Raw genomic sequence first — 14,677 nt, 5'->3', positions numbered from 1 at the left:
TCTCCGCGCCGCCCCTGACCGCACCGCCCCTGGCCGCACCGCCCCTGATGCCGGTGGCCTTGACCACCAGCACGGCGATGAGGGTGGTGACCGGCACGGCCAGGACGAGTCCCACGGAGCCGACGAGGGTGCGGATGACTTCCTCGGAAAGTTCGGCACTGGTCAGGGCGTCCCCGAGCGGCCGCTCGTAGAGCATGACCAGGATCAGCACCGGCAGGGCCGCGCCGGCATAGGCAAACGCGATGGTGTAGACGGTGGAGGCGATATGGTCCCGGCCGATCCGCATGGCGGACGTGAAGAGCTGCCGGGCGCTGGTTTCGGGGGCCAGTTCCCACAGTTCCCAGACGGCCGAGGACTGTGTGATGGTGACGTCGTTGAGCACGCCCAGCCCGGAAATGATCAGTCCGCACAGGATGATGCCGGAGATTGAGATGTTGTCTGAGATGTTGGTCAGGGTGGCAGCGTCGTGGCTGCCCACACCGGCGAGGTTGGCGGCGTCGGTGGCCCAGGCCGCCAGCAGCGCCGTAATGGCGAGGCCGAACATCGTCCCGAGCAGCGCCGTCGACGTGCGGGCGGAGAAGCCGTGGGCGAAGTAGAGCACCCCGATCATGATCACCGTGGATCCCACGAGAGCCAGGAGCAGCGGCGGCTTGCCCTCGACCAGCCCGGGCAGCATAAACGAGACAAGCACCACGTATGCGCCGACAAGCCCGATCAGGGCCCGCAGTCCGCGCCAGCGCGCCACGGCGATCACCACGACGGCGTAGAGCACGGCCAGGAAGACGATGGGCAGGGTCCGGACAAAGTCGACGAAGACATAGGCCGGCGCGCCCTGGCCCGCGGCGCCCTGCACCTTGGAGAGGTTCAGGTAGCGGATGCCGTCCCCGGGCTTCACGCCGTGGGACTTCGCGACGTCAGGGTTGATGACCACTTTCACCGGGTTGCCGCCCTTGTCCGGCTCGGTGTAGGCGAACGTGCATTGAGAGCCCTCGTTCGGCGGCTGCGGCGCGGCCCCGGAACCGGAGGTGCCCTGCTGGGCGGCGTCACCGCCGGCCTGGACATCCGAACAGCTGCCGACGACGACCCGCTGGATCTTGCCGGTGTCAAACGTCACCCCCGGGGCCGCCGCGTACGGGCTGGCCAGCGTGATGCCTTCCTTGCTTCCCGACGGCCACATGAAAGCCATGGCCGCCAGGGTCAGCAGGGTCAGCGGGATCAGGATGGCAGCCAGGATCCAGTTGGCCTTCTTCCGCGCAGCCAGCATTTGAGGCGTCGGCTCCGGATGTTCGTTGTGGGAGTGCGAGTGTCCGGCGCCCATCAGCAGTTCAACCTCATGCCGAAAACTTTACGGCGTGGGCGGTTCCGCTCAGGACCGATGACGCCGCGCTTACGCCGGCGCGATGTTCTGGTTGACGTGGAAGAGGTTCTGCGGATCGTATTTGGCTTTGACCTCCCTCAGCCGCTTGTAGTTCTCCCCGTAGTTCTCCGCAACCCTGGGCAGATCATCGCCGTCCATGAAGTTGATGTAGCCGCCGGGGGCCGAATAGGGCCGCAGGGCGGCCGCGTAGTCCCGCACCCACGCGATGTTTGCCTCGTTTTCCGCGGGGTCCATCCACTGCGCCGCGATCACGGGCGAAAACTTCACGTTTCGGTTGGCGAACGCTGTGTCCGTCGCGCCCACCCGCTGGACCGCACCATCGATGGGGTAGAGGTGTACCGCGGTCTGCACGCTGGGGACCTTGCTGCCGTGTTCGATGTGCGCCGCGATGGCGCCGTCGTTCAGTTCTGCCAGAAAATCCGCTTTCCAGTAGGCCTGCATGCCAGGGGGCTGCAGCGGGTCGAATGCCGAGTTCAAGGCGGGGTACGGCATTGGTCCCACCATGGATCCCGCAGCCGGCGCGGCGTCCAGGAACGGCTGCCAGCGTGCCGGACCTTCCGCCGGATCACCGGTCCACATGCCGACGATGACGCACACCGGTTTGCCATGCCATTCCTCGGGCAGGAACGGAACAGGAGGACCCTGGTGGAAGCCCAGGAACGCGCCAAACTCTTCAGGGGCGGTGGCCATGTAGTCCCGGTAAAACCGCGCCACCGTCTCGGCATGCTCGATGGGGTAAATGATGATGCCGGCGTGGACCATGTCCACGGGGTGCATCCGGTACTCGAACGACGTCACGACGCCGAAGTTCCCGCCGCCGCCGCGCAACGCCCAGAACAGGTCCTCGTTCTCGCTTTCGCTGGCCGTAAGGAATTTTCCCTCGGCCGTGACGACGTCGGCAGAGAGCAGGTTGTCGCAGCTGAGTCCATACTTGCGGCTCAGGTATCCAATGCCGCCGCCGAGGGTCAGCCCGGCGATGCCGGTCGAGCCGACAATGCCGCCGGGAGTTGCCAGCCCGAAGGCATGGGTCGCGTGGTTGAAGTCGGCCCACGTCGCACCCGGCTCCGCGCGCGCCGTCGCGGCTGCCGGATTAACCCGGACGCCGGTCATGTTGGAGAAATCGATGACCAGGGCGTCATCCCACGTGCCAAAGCCCGGGGCACTGTGTCCTCCACCGCGGACCGCCAGGTCCAGGGAGTTGTCCCGGGCGAAGTTGACGCAGGAGATGACATCGGCCACCTGGGATACCTGGGCCACCGCTGCCGGCCTCTTATCGATCATGCCGTTGAAGACTGCCCGTGCCGCATCGTAGCCGGCGTCGCCGGGCGTGATGATCTGCCCGCGGACTTGCCCGCGCAGGCTATCGAACTGTGTTCCGTTCATTATGTATACCGTCGATTTCGTCGTGAGATTCGACCGGACGGTTYTCTGCGCTCCCAGCCGGCGTGGCGCCCGGAGGTTTACCTGCTCATGCCTACTCTTCCCGCATTTCCCCGTCAAGGGCGCCAGCAAATGCACGCGTGCCGGCCGCACCCATCACCGGGGGCGCCGGCTCCGAATCCACACTAGGGACCACCGGCCTTGACGGGAGGGGGCCGCAACCTATGGTTGGTAATTGACGGACGAAGGACCGGAAGGAGACATACGTGGCAATGCGCAAACTCGACGACCGCGAGCCGGAGGCGGGCCGTTCCGGGCCCGTCGCCAAAGCCGTGCTGACCATCGCCGAAGCCGCCGGGGAGGCCCGCGGAGTCGTGTTGATCCTGCACGGCGGGCGGGCCGACAGTTTTGACGCAGTCCGCGGCCGGCACCTGAGTCCGGCCCGGATGGTGCCCTTCGCCCGGGCGCTGCACAGGCAGGGCGGCCCGCACGGGCTGGCCGTGTGGACCCTGCGCAACCGCTACCGCGGCTGGAACGGGGAGGACATGTCCCCCGTTCACGATGCCCGTTGGGCGCTCGCCCGGATCAGCCAGGAACATCCCGGCGTGCCGGTGTACCTGCTGGGCCACTCCATGGGCGGTCTCACGGCGCTGTGCGTGGCCGACKACGCGCAGGTCGAGGCCGTCGTCGCGCTCGCCCCGTGGCTGAACCACAAGACCTCGGTCCAGCCTGTCGCGGGCCGCCGCGTCCTGATCGTCCACGGGACCGACGACCGCTGGACCAGCCCGGCGAACTCACTGGACTATGCCCGGCGCGCCGAGGGCGTCGCCGCGTCCGTTGACTACGTCTCGCTCAAGGAGGCCGGCCATTTCATGATCCGCCGGCTGCCACTGTGGAACGTGCTGGCGAACGGCTTCGTCCTGGACGCCTTCAGCGAGGCAACGGGGGCCGATGTTTCCGGCGCCAGGGACGCATTGCGCAGCGCCCTCGGCGGCGCCCCGCCGGCGGCCGGAACGCGTATGCCGGTGGTGTTGTGATGCCGCCGTTCCCGCTCGATGCCTTCCTTGCCAGCCTGCCCTGGGTCATCGCGGGACTCGTGGCGCTGCTCGCAGTGACTTTCGCGGTTGCCGTGCGGCAGAACCGGCACTCCGTCATCGACACCGTCTGGGGTCTGGGCTTCGTGGTGGTGGCCGGCATCTCGTGGGTGCTTTCCGCCGGATACGGCGACGCCGGCAGGCGGCTGCTCCTGCTTGCCCTGGTCGCGGTGTGGGGCATCCGCCTCGCCGTCCACATCGGGGCACGCGCACGCGGCGGCCACGAGGACCCGCGCTACGTGGACATGCTCGCCGGAGCGTCCGGATCACGCAATGTCTATGCCCTGCGGCGGGTCTACCTGCCCCAGGGGCTGGTGATGTTCTTCGTCTCGCTCACCATCCAGGTCGGCATGTTCGCCACGGGAAGCCTGGGCTGGCTGGCGTTCGCCGGCGTCCTGCTCTGGATCCTTGGCTTCGTGTTCGAGACGGTCGGCGACTGGCAGCTGACGCAGTTCAAGGCCGATCCCGCCAGGCGCGGCACCGTCCTCAACACCGGCCTGTGGCGCTACACCCGCCACCCCAACTATTTCGGCGACGCCGCCGTCTGGGCAGGGCTGTTCCTGGTGGCGGCCGATTCCTGGCCGGGTGTCCTGACCGTGCTCTCCCCCGCCCTGATGATCTGGACGCTCGCCGGCAAGACCGGGAAGCCGCTGACGGAAAAGGCAATGTCCGCGCGTCCCGGGTACAAGGAATACATCGACTCCACCTCCGGCTTCCTGCCCTGGCCGCCCCGGCGGCGCGTGGGCGGACACTGACGTGCGCGGCCCGGCAGGTGCCCGGCACCGGCTGGGCTGGCGGCCCGTGAAGTGGCGGCCGGAGCCCAGCGACCGGTTCTACCGTTTCATTGTCCGCACCGGGCTGGCGCTGCGCTGGCTGTTCCGGATTCGCGTCCTCGTCACGGGGCGGGAGCACCTGCCCCAGCCCGGGCCGCCCAATGCCTCAACCCGTGGCGCCTCAACCCGCCTCCCGTCCCGCCCGGTGGTGCCCGGCGAGGGCGCCGTGGTCGCGATCACGCACTTCGGCTACCTCGACTTTGCCTTTGCCGAGATGCTGCTGTGGTGGCACAACCGGGCCCAGCTGCGTTTCCTCATCACGCAGGGCGCCGCCGACCACTGGTTTGCTGGCCCCGCGGTCAGCGCCGCCGGGCATGTGGTGGTCGGGTACGGATCGGGAGCACACGCCTACGACGCCGCCGTCGCCCGCCTGAGGGAGGGCGAATACGTCGCCGTCCTGCCAGAGGCCGGCGTGAGCCGCAGCTTCACGGTGCGCGAATGCAAGACCGGTGCGGTGCGGATGGCCGCCGAGGCCGGCGTGCCGATCATCCCGGTCTCCATCTGGGGCGCCCACCGGCTGATGACCCGCCACCATGCTTTCTCGCCGCGGCACGCCTGGCGCGCCCCGGTCCGCATCCACGTCGGCGAGCCGATCCTTCCGGGCTCGCTCCCGGACCCGGCCGACGACGCCCGGGCCGCGACGGCGCGCCTGGCCAAGACCCTGCAGGACGGGATCGACGCCGGCATTGCCGATTTCCCCCTGCGACCGGCCCCCGGGGCCTGGTGGATGCCGGCCGGTCTTGGCGGCGGCGCCCCGACCGAGGAGGAAAGACGCCGGCTCGACGAGGCCGACGGCCCCCGGCGCGCAGGTGCCAAGCGCCGATAAGCCCTACTTCCGCCATCGTCTTGACTAAACTCCGTGGGGTACAAAAAGCACTCAATGGAGAGGGACACCTGTGGCAAGCACAGTCGTGACCAAGAGCGGAACCGAAGAACGCGGTCTCGCACGGATAGCCCAACGAATGGCGGCGTGGACGGAGCGGTGGTTCCCGGACGCCTACATCTTCGCCCTCGCCGGCGTCGTCATCATCGCGGTGGCCGCACTCGCCATCGGCGCCACGCCCCAGGCAATCGCCGACTCGTTCGGCAACGGCTTCTGGGACCTGACGGCCTTTACCCTGCAGATGGCCATGGTGGTCCTCACCGGCTACGTCGTGGCCACCTCCCCGCCCGTGGCGAGACTCATCAACAGGCTGGCGCTCGTGCCGTCAACGGCGCGGACCGCGGTGAGCTTCGTGGCCGTGCTCGCCATGTCCGTGTCCTTCCTCAACTGGGGGCTCAGCCTGATCTTCGGCGGGCTGCTGGCCCGCGCGATTGCCCGCCGCAAGGACCTGGCGGTGGATTACCGTGCCCTGGGTGCGGCGGCGTTCATGGGCCTCGGCGCCGTCTGGGCCCTGGGGCTGTCCTCCTCTGCCGCGCAGCTGCAGGCCACGGCCGCGTCGCTGCCGCCGGCGCTGCTGAAGATCACGGGCATCCTGGMCTTCGGCACCACGATCTTTACCTGGCAGTCACTGCTGACGCTGGCCATCCTGATGGCCCTGACCACCGTGATTGCTCACTTCTCCGCGCCCCAGGGCGGCTCGATCCGCACCGCAGAGGACCTGGGCGTGGACCTGGACGACGAGCCGGCCGAGTCCGCGCCGCGTTCCCGGCCGGGCGAATGGCTCGAATACAGCCGGGTCCTGCCGATCCTGGCGGGCRTCCTCACGCTCGGCTGGCTCGTCTCGCAGTTCCTCACCAAGCCGTTCCCCAGCGTGGTCAGCAGCCTCAACGGCTACCTGCTCGTGTTCCTCATCCTGGGCCTGGTCTTGCACGGGACGCCGCGGAACTTCCTGCAGGCCGTGACGAAGGCCGTCCCGGCCACCGCGGGCATCCTCGTGCAGTTCCCGCTGTACGCGGCGATGGCGGCCATCCTGACCAAGGCCACGGGAACCGGCGGCATGAGCCTCTCCACCCACCTCGCGGCGTTCTTCTCGGACATCGGCAGCGGCGGCGGCTTCGCCGTCGTCATTGCCCTCTACACGGCTGTACTGGGCATCCTGGTCCCCTCCGGGGGCGGAAAATGGCTGGTAGAGGCGCCCTACGTGATGCAGTCGGCCACCGACGTGCAGATGAACCTCGGCTGGACCGTGCAGATCTACAACATCGCCGAGGCGCTGCCGAACCTGGTCAACCCGTTCTTCATGCTGCCGCTGCTCGCGGTGCTGAGGCTGCGCGCCCGGGACCTGGTGGGCTTCACCTTCCTGCAGTTCGTCTTCCACCTGCCGGTGGTCCTGCTGCTCGTCTGGCTGCTGGGCATGACCTTCGACTTCGTGCCGCCGGTGATGCCCAAATAACTGCGCCGCACAATAACTGTGTTTAACGCAGACTGACCCGCAGCCGGGGCCGTTATCAAGCTTCATACGGCTACAGCTGCGGGTCAGTCTGGTTAAGACCTAGGCCGGGTCGGAGACGACGAGCGTTTCCGAGCCCTGGACATGGGCCTTGCCGCTCTCGAGCAGCGGTTCGACGACAGTGCGCAGGGCGGTCATGGCGTCGTCCAGTTCGAGCATCACCGGGTGCTGGTAAGCGATCAGGGCCAAAAGGTCCCGGACGGCGGCCTTGGCCTCGTCCGCGCCAAGCTTGGGCTCGTGCCCGAGGAACACCTCAGTAGGCTCAGTGGTCGAGGCCGCACCGCCGGCACCGGCATCGGCGCCGCCGTCGGCCCCCGGAATTCCCTGGGCGTAGCTGATGGCGAACCCCTCCAGCCGGCCCTTGCGGCTGGCCGCGATGCCGTGCCCGAAGGCGCTGGCCTTGGGCGCCCGCAGCACGATCGCTCCGTGGGCGCCGCTGAGGTCATCGAGGAACAGGCGCTGCACCGCGGCGACGCTCAGCTCCCCCGGGCTGTCCCAGCCGTGCACGGCCGTGTAGTAGCGTCCCACGACGTCGCTGAGCTCCACCGAACCCGTGGCCAGGTCCTCGACCTGGTCGGTGGCCGCGGACTCCGAACCGTCGCCGAACACCGGCAGCTTGAGCGGAGCCGGGTCAACGACGACGAGGCGGGAACGCTGGATCGGGGCCAGGCCCGCGGCCTCGGCAAACGCCGCACCGGGGGTGCCCGGCTCCACTTTGCAGCGCAGTCTGGACACACCCGACGGCGCCTGGGCGGCCTCGTGCCGCAGCATGGTCAACAGCGTGGACCCCAGGCCGGCGCGGCGGTGGTCCCGGGCGACCTCGACATACGCCCAGAGCCGGTCCGGGTGCAGCGAGGCCTCGTGGACCACGGCGGCCGCCACCGGAATGGCGACACCGTCCACGACGTCCTCGGCCACGATGCAGCGGCGCCATGGGGAATTGCCCGAGGGCGCCAGCGTCCCGCGGAACTGTCCGGCCTGGACGGTCTCAGGGCCGCCCCAGATTTCCAGCAGCGCGAGGTCGTCGCCTTCCCGCCATTCCCGGTATGCGATCGCCATGATCAGGCGCCGATCAGCCGTGCGGCCAGGTAACCCTCCACCTTGTCCAGGGAGACGCGTTCCTGGCTCATGGTGTCGCGTTCGCGGATGGTGACGGCCTGGTCCTCGAGCGTGTCGAAGTCCACGGTGATGCAGAACGGGGTGCCGATCTCGTCCTGGCGRCGGTAGCGGCGGCCGATGGCGCCGGCGTCGTCGAACTCGATGTTCCAGCTCTTGCGCAGCTGCGCTGCGAGGTCCTTAGCCTTCGGGGACAGGTCCTCGTTGCGGCTCAGCGGCAGCACGGCCGCCTTCACCGGCGCCAGGCGCGGATCGAGCTTGAGCACGGTGCGGATGTCCACCCCGCCCTTGGCGTTGGGGGCCTCGTCCTCGGTGTAGGCATCGATCATGAAGGCCATGAACGAACGGGTCAGGCCGGCCGCGGGCTCGATCACATACGGGGTGTAGCGTTCGTTGGTGGCCTGGTTGAAGTAGCTCAGGTCCGCGCCGGAGGCCTTGGCGTGGGTGGAGAGGTCAAAGTCGGTGCGGTTGGCGATGCCCTCGAGCTCGCCCCACTCCGAGCCCTGGAATCCGAAACGGTATTCGATGTCCGTGGTGCCCTTGGAGTAGTGGCTGAGCTTGTCCAGCGGGTGCTCGAAGAAGCGCAGGTTCTCTTCGCGGATGCCCAGGCCCGTGTACCAGGACATGCGTTCCTTCATCCAGTACTCGTGCCACTGCTCGTCGGTGCCGGGCTCGACGAAGAATTCCATCTCCATCTGCTCGAACTCGCGGGTGCGGAAGATGAAGTTGCCGGGCGTGATCTCGTTGCGGAAGGACTTGCCGATCTGGCCGATGCCGAAGGGCGGCTTCTTCCGCGAGGTGGTCAGGACGTTGGAAAAGTTCACGAAGATGCCCTGGGCCGTTTCGGGCCGCAGGTAGTGCAGGCCTTCTTCGCTGGCGACGGGGCCAAGGTAGGTCTTGAGCAGCCCGGAGAATTCATGGGGCTCGGTCCACTGGCCGCGGGTGCCGCAGTTGGCGCAGGCGATGTCCTTGAGGCCGTTCTCGGCGGGACGGCCCTTCTTCTCCTCGTACTCTTCCTCGAGGTGGTCCGCGCGGTAGCGCTTGTGGCAGGACAGGCACTCCACCAGCGGGTCGGAGAACACATCGACGTGGCCGGAGGCCTCCCACACCTGACGGGGCAGGATGACGGAGGAATCCAGGCCTACGACGTCGTCGCGGCCCCGGACCACGGACTGCCACCACTGGCGCTTGATGTTYTCCTTGAGCTCGRCGCCGAGCGGGCCGTAGTCCCAGGCAGAACGGGAGCCACCATAGATTTCACCGGCCTGGAAAACGAATCCCCGGCGCTTGGCGAGGGAAATGATCTGGTCGAGGACGGATTTTGCTGCCATGGGAACTCCAATTTTCTACAGGGCCGCTGGGTGCGGTCCGTGGTGTTGGCCCCGGGACGCCGGCTGGTTGCCGGCCGGGACGATACGAACAAAGCGATACGAACAATGCAATGCGAACAGTGCGATGCAAACTCCAAGCCTACCGGCCCGCTACCGCTTCAGCGCGCCCTTGGGCCAGGGCAGGGTGGCCAGGACGATGGCGCCGAGCGTCAGGATGGTGCCGAGGACCGTGGGGAGGGCGATCACGGTTCCGGGCACCGGCAATATAAGGTCCAGTCCGAGGGACCCCAGCAGCTGGCCGGCAATCATCCCGAGGCCGGTGACCAGCACGCCCAGGCTGCGGACCAGGAGGGCGCCGATGCCGATGAAGATGCAGCCGAGCGGGCCGCCAAGGTAGTACCACCACTGCGCCGGGAGGGGGTTGCCGGCCCCGGCCACGGCGAGTTTGATCAGCCAGGCCACCCACAGCAGGGCCGCTCCGGCGATGAAGTTCACGAGTGTCGCGGCGATGGGGGTGCCGTAGTGCACGGTGGCTGTGCCGTTCATGGCCTGCTGGAAACTCATCAGGAACCCGGCCAGGAGCGGAAGCATCACGGGAACCAGCAACTGCAGCCCGGATTCCCCGGCGCTGAATCTGGGCGACACCGCCCAGGCGACGGCGGCGACGGTGAGCACACTGCCGAGCACCCGGATGCCGGTAATGGGCCTCTTCCCCGCCGGTCCGATCCCCATCCGGTCCACCAGCAGGCCGCTGAGGGTCTGTCCCGTCACGGCGGCCACCGTGAAGAGGGCGACGCCGAGCAGTCCCACGGTGAAGGACTGGGCGAAGACGAAGAGGGCGCCGATGCAGCCGGCCAGGACGTAGTACGGCGGAAACTGCCGTTCGCGCACGGCGGGCAGGATCCGCGCCAGCCCTGCCCGGCCCCGGGGCAAGGCCAGGGAAATGACCGTCATGACCAGCAGTCCGGTGCTGAAGCTGACGACGGCGGCACCGATTCCGTCCTCCAGCGCCACYCCGAGGGCGCCGTTAATCCGGCCCTGGATCGGGATGAACAGTCCCGTTGCGACGGCCATGGGCAGGCCGACGATCAGCGGAAGACGGCGGTGATGGGTCATAGGTGCCACCTTAGGTCAGGCATTATTGCTTGTATGAGCAATCCGGAATTCGAAGACATCACTATCCGCGACAGCATGATCCGGCTGGGCCAGCTGCTGAAGCTTGCGAATCTGGTCGAGGACGGCGTGGAGGCCGCCGAACTGATCAAGAACGGGCTGGTGAAGGTCAACGGCGAAATCGACGAGCGCCGCGGGCGCCAGCTGCACGACGGCGACACCGTCACCGTGAACGGCCGGACCGTGCGGATCAGCGCGCCCCCGGCCGCCTAGCCGCCCGCCCGGCGCCGCTTCCCGGCGCACACTTCCCCGGCGCGCCTACTTCTTGGCGTTGAGCACCACGTGCGTGAGGAACTCCGAGACGTGGCCGATCTCCTGCTGGTTGATGCCGTGCCACATGCCCGTGTAGAGGACCTTGGTGAGCTTCACGTGCTTGCGCACCCAGCCGACGGTGTAGTCGATCTTGTCCTCGGTGATCACGGGGTCCTGCTGGTCCCGCCCCCAGAACAGCGGCACAGTGCCGTCCAGTTCGCCGTCGCGGAAGCTGGGGTCATCGCCGGCGTCGACGACAAAACCTGACAGCCCGACGACGGCGGCAAAGTCCGCCGGCCGCTGCCGCAGCAACGTGGTGGCCATCGCCATGCCCATCGAGAACCCCAACAGCGTCACCGACGGGTGGTTGGGTTTGACGCCGTCGAGCCAGTCCTGAACGTAGCCTGCGGCGACCTTGACGGCGTCGAGCGAGTAGCCAATGGACCCTGTCAGCGGGAACCAAGTGAAGCCCGGTCCCATGGCGATCGGGGCGCGCAACGAGGCCACCGCAAATTCCTGCGGCAGCATCCCGGCCAGGCTGAGCAGATCCTGTTCGTTGGCGCCGTAGCCGTGCAACAGGACAAGAAGCGGCTTGCCGGCCCGTTCCTGCTCCGGCTGGGACCATTGGACGACAGGGGCGGGGAAGGCGTCAGCGTGAGTCATGGAACTATTCTTACAGTTACCCGACGGTAACAAATTACGGGGCGCAGCTAATACGGTGGCGCAGCTAAACGGGAACAGTGCAGGATAAGGGGGTGAGCAATACCTATCCCATGGAAAATTCACCGGACACCCCAGCCGAGACCACCGTTGACACCGTCACCCACCCGTGGACCCGGTATGTGGCGATGGGCGACTCATTCACGGAGGGCATCGGCGATCCGGAACCGGCCAGTCCGGGCGGCCATCGGGGCTGGGCGGACCGCGTGGCCGAGGAACTCAGCCGTGGGCACAACGACTTCGCCTACGCGAACCTGGCCGTCCGTGGCCGGCTCCTGCAGCAGATCGTGGACCAGCAAATGGCTCACTGCCTGTCCCTCAAACCGGACCTCATCACGCTCTCCGCAGGCGGCAACGACCTCATCCGCCCGGGCGGCGATCCGGACGTGCTGGCCGAAAAGCTGGATTCGGTGGTGCAGATCCTGAGCCTGGGCGGCGCCACCGTTGTCCTGTTCAACGGCCCGGATACCGGCTCCACGGTGCTGGGCCGGATCCGCAGCAAGGTGGCCATTTACAACGAGAACCTGCGCACGATCGCCGCGCGCCACGACGCCGTGATCGCGGACATGTGGTCGCTGCGCCAGCTCAATGACCCGCAGATGTGGAATGTCGACCGGCTGCATTTCTCACCGCTGGGCCACCACACGATCGCGGCCATGGTGCTGGACTCGCTGAACGTCGAGCACACGCTCCAGCCCCTCTCCCCCAAACCGCTGCCACAGCGCAGTTGGCGCGAGGCGCGCAGCGGGGACCTGGTGTGGGCCAGGGAGTATTTCGTCCCCTGGGTGGTCCGCCGGCTGCGGCACCGCTCCTCCGGCGACGGCATGACGGCCAAGCGGCCGCTGGCCGGACCGGTGTTCGGTCCCGGCGTTCCGCTTGGTTCCGGCGAAGGCCCGCCCGGAGCCGAGGACGCGGTCCGGTCCTGAGGCTTCGGGCCTGAGCCTGCGGGGCATAAGCTGGAGGAACACTTCTCCGGCCCTACAGATGAGCCCGCAGATGAGAAGGCCCAGCAGCTGAAAGGCCCAGTACCGTGAGCAGTATGTTCTTCTGGATCATCGTGTTGTCCTTCCTGGTTCCCGTGGCGATGCGCCTCTACCGCAGGTCTGCCCGCGGCCGGAACCAGGGCACGCCGGGACAGTTCGGCCGGTTCCCGGGCAGCCAGAACAACCCCGGCCAGGGTAACCAGCCGCGTGATGGGTACACCCAGCAGGACTACTTCGGCGGCTTTGGCCAGCTGGGCGCCCCGAAGCAGTCGGGTCCGGCCAACGAGCCATATCCCAACCCGCAATACCCCAACCCGCAATACCCCAGCGCGGAGTACCCGAGCGCGCAGAACCCCCGTCCCCGGTTTCCGGACCAGCCGTTCCCGAACCAGCCGTACCCCGGCCAGCAGTACCCAAACCCGGTCGGCTACCAGTCCCCCGTCCCGTACGAGGACAGCCCGGAGTACCTGAACAACCCGCCGCAACCGCAACGGCCGCAGGCATCGCAAACTCCCCCGGCGCCGGGCGCGGGACAGGCGCAGGCGCCGCAGTCTCCGCCGCCGTCGGCCGGGCAGGGCTACCGGGCCCGCAAGCTGGCCGAGCTCGACCAGCAGTACACCGACGGCAAGCTGTCCATGGAGGACTACATGGCCCAGCGCGCGGAAATCATGAAGGGCTAGGACCCTGCCGGGCCGGCGAACTCGACGTCGGCCGCTTTGACCGTTCCCGCCGTCCGCCCCGGCGCCTTGTGGTACTGCCAGTACAGATTGGTGTGCGCGACCACCAGGGCCGGCGGCGGGGCGCCGTACTCGGTCAGGTCCTCGGTGGTGTGGGCGTCGGCGACCAGCGTGACGTCGTAGCCGCGGGTGATCGCGCCGTGCAGGGTCGAGCGGATGCACTCGTCGGTCTGCGCACCGGCCAGGAAGAAGCGTCCGATGCCGCGCCCGGCCAGCACGGATTCCAGGTCGGTGGCCTCGAAGGCGTCGCTGTACTCCTTGGCCACGAGCGGCTCCGAACTGCGGCGCGCGAGCTCCGGCACGTACTGCCAGCCGTCGCTGCCGCGCGGGAGTTCCTCACCGCTGTGCTGCACCCAGACGACGTCCACCCCGGCGCCGCGGGCCTTGTCCACGAGCGCGGCGATGGTTGCGACGACGTCGTCGCGGCGGTATGCCTCAGCGACCACACCGATCTGCATATCGACGACGAGCAATGCCGTGTTGGGACGGTTGACGAGCGTGGTCATGGTGCCTCCCGGATCCTGGCTGTCCCTGTCTGCCTACTCTAATCCCGGACCCCGAAAGCAACGAGGGGCCACTTGCGGCCCATAATCCAGTGCCGGATAAGTGACCCCGCGTCGCTTTGACGGGCAAAAGCGTCAGTCGACCTGGGGGAAGCCGAGGTCGATCACCGAGGTGGACGGGTCCGGCCAGCGGGTGGTGACCACCTTGCCGCGGGTGTAGAAACGGATGCTTTCAGGGCCGTACATGTGGGTGTCGCCGAACAGCGAATTCTTCCAGCCGCCGAAGGAGAAGGTGCCCACCGGCACCGGGATGGGCACGTTGACCCCCACCATGCCGGCCTCGACGTCGAACTCGAACTGGCGGGCGGCGCCGCCGTCGCGGGTGAAGATGGCCACGCCGTTGCCGAACTCGTTGTCGTTGACCAGCTTCACGGCGTCGACGTAGGTCTCGACGCGGACCACGGAGAGGACGGGCCCGAAGATCTCGTCGTCGTAGACCTTCATTCCGGGCTTGACGTGGTCGATCAGGCTGACGCCGATGAAGAAGCCGTTGGAGTCGAATTCGTGTTCGCGGCCGTCCACCACCACGGTGGCGCCCTCGTTGGCCGCGCCGGCAACGTAGGAGGCCACTTTGTCGCGGTGCTCGGCCGTGATGAGCGGACCCATCTGGGAGGCCGGGTCCGTGCCCGGGCCGATCGCGAGGGCTGCCATGCGKGTGGTGATCGCCTCCACGAGGTCGTCGGCGATGCTGCCGACCGCGACGAGGACGCTGACTGCCATGCAG

General features: G+C 67.9%; 15 protein-coding genes. 7 read left to right on the top strand and 8 right to left on the bottom strand.

All coding sequences use genetic code 11. The features are described 5' to 3' along the window. Positions 1-1,318: YibE/F family protein (locus AC1D1S_RS12770; protein ID WP_476994626.1), on the bottom strand; the 1,318-nt coding region annotated here is incomplete at its 3' end. A 69-nt stretch (positions 1,319-1,387) separates the two neighbouring features. After that, complete coding sequence (locus AC1D1S_RS12765) at positions 1,388-2,761, bottom strand: FAD-binding oxidoreductase (protein WP_476994625.1); 1,374 nt, start codon at positions 2,759-2,761, stop codon at positions 1,388-1,390. Between the two features lie 269 nt (positions 2,762-3,030). Here AC1D1S_RS12765 and AC1D1S_RS12760 point away from each other — a divergent pair, with 269 nt between their 5' ends. The 4 genes from AC1D1S_RS12760 (at position 3,031) to AC1D1S_RS12745 (ending at position 7,021) form a co-directional block, all read left to right on the top strand. After that, positions 3,031-3,795, top strand: coding sequence for an alpha/beta hydrolase (locus AC1D1S_RS12760; protein ID WP_476994629.1), 765 nt, complete (start codon positions 3,031-3,033; stop codon positions 3,793-3,795). Then, a complete protein-coding gene (locus tag AC1D1S_RS12755) occupies positions 3,795-4,607 on the top strand; it encodes a DUF1295 domain-containing protein (RefSeq protein WP_476994624.1) in 813 nt (270 codons plus the stop codon). Before AC1D1S_RS12760 ends, AC1D1S_RS12755 begins: the two co-directional genes overlap by 1 nt. A gap of 46 nt (positions 4,608-4,653) precedes the next feature. Further along, entirely contained in the window at positions 4,654-5,511 is an 858-nt protein-coding gene (locus AC1D1S_RS12750; RefSeq protein WP_476994628.1) for a lysophospholipid acyltransferase family protein, read from the top strand. A 70-nt stretch (positions 5,512-5,581) separates the two neighbouring features. Then, positions 5,582-7,021, top strand: a complete 1,440-nt coding sequence (locus tag AC1D1S_RS12745) for a short-chain fatty acid transporter (RefSeq protein ID WP_476994623.1) — start codon at positions 5,582-5,584, stop codon at positions 7,019-7,021. Positions 7,022-7,120: 99 nt separating this feature from the next. Here AC1D1S_RS12745 and AC1D1S_RS12740 read toward each other — a convergent pair whose 3' ends face one another. From AC1D1S_RS12740 to AC1D1S_RS12730, 3 genes are all read right to left on the bottom strand, one after another. After that, positions 7,121-8,137 (bottom strand): GNAT family N-acetyltransferase, encoded by a 1,017-nt coding sequence (locus AC1D1S_RS12740; RefSeq protein ID WP_476994622.1) that lies wholly within the window; start codon positions 8,135-8,137, stop codon positions 7,121-7,123. Between the two features lie 2 nt (positions 8,138-8,139). After that, a complete protein-coding gene (locus AC1D1S_RS12735) occupies positions 8,140-9,525 on the bottom strand; it encodes a glycine--tRNA ligase (RefSeq protein WP_476994621.1) in 1,386 nt (461 codons plus the stop codon). A 150-nt stretch (positions 9,526-9,675) separates the two neighbouring features. Further along, positions 9,676-10,641, bottom strand: a complete 966-nt coding sequence (locus AC1D1S_RS12730; RefSeq protein ID WP_028278291.1) for a DMT family transporter — start codon at positions 10,639-10,641, stop codon at positions 9,676-9,678. Between the two features lie 33 nt (positions 10,642-10,674). On the opposite strand from AC1D1S_RS12730, the gene AC1D1S_RS12725 reads away from it, so the two are divergent. Then, positions 10,675-10,911, top strand: a complete 237-nt coding sequence (locus AC1D1S_RS12725) for an RNA-binding S4 domain-containing protein (RefSeq protein ID WP_018774572.1) — start codon at positions 10,675-10,677, stop codon at positions 10,909-10,911. 45 nt (positions 10,912-10,956) lie between these two features. Here the strand turns inward: AC1D1S_RS12725 and AC1D1S_RS12720 are convergent, their stop codons facing one another. Continuing rightward, positions 10,957-11,613 carry an alpha/beta hydrolase gene (locus AC1D1S_RS12720; RefSeq protein WP_476994620.1) on the bottom strand — a complete coding sequence of 219 codons (657 nt, stop codon included), beginning with the start codon at positions 11,611-11,613 and terminating at the stop codon, positions 10,957-10,959. 110 nt (positions 11,614-11,723) lie between these two features. Here AC1D1S_RS12720 and AC1D1S_RS12715 point away from each other — a divergent pair, with 110 nt between their 5' ends. Together AC1D1S_RS12715 and AC1D1S_RS12710 are read left to right on the top strand one after the other, a co-directional pair. Further along, positions 11,724-12,596 (top strand): SGNH/GDSL hydrolase family protein, encoded by an 873-nt coding sequence (locus AC1D1S_RS12715; protein WP_043437127.1) that lies wholly within the window; start codon positions 11,724-11,726, stop codon positions 12,594-12,596. Positions 12,597-12,709: 113 nt separating this feature from the next. Beyond that, the gene (locus AC1D1S_RS12710; protein WP_476994627.1) at positions 12,710-13,333 is read left to right on the top strand and encodes a hypothetical protein; all 624 of its coding nucleotides are present in this window, start codon (positions 12,710-12,712) and stop codon (positions 13,331-13,333) included. On the opposite strand, the gene AC1D1S_RS12705 is transcribed toward AC1D1S_RS12710, so the two are convergent. Then, entirely contained in the window at positions 13,330-13,896 is a 567-nt protein-coding gene (locus tag AC1D1S_RS12705; RefSeq protein WP_476945648.1) for an isochorismatase family protein, read from the bottom strand. The genes AC1D1S_RS12710 and AC1D1S_RS12705 overlap by 4 nt on opposite strands. A 132-nt stretch (positions 13,897-14,028) precedes the next feature. Continuing rightward, positions 14,029-14,677 (bottom strand): aldehyde dehydrogenase family protein (locus AC1D1S_RS12700; protein ID WP_476994619.1); only part of this gene is annotated, 649 nt, incomplete at its 5' end.

The organism is Arthrobacter sp. P1_A5, from assembly GCF_056406825.1.
This window is presented reverse-complemented; position numbering and strand designations above follow the sequence as displayed.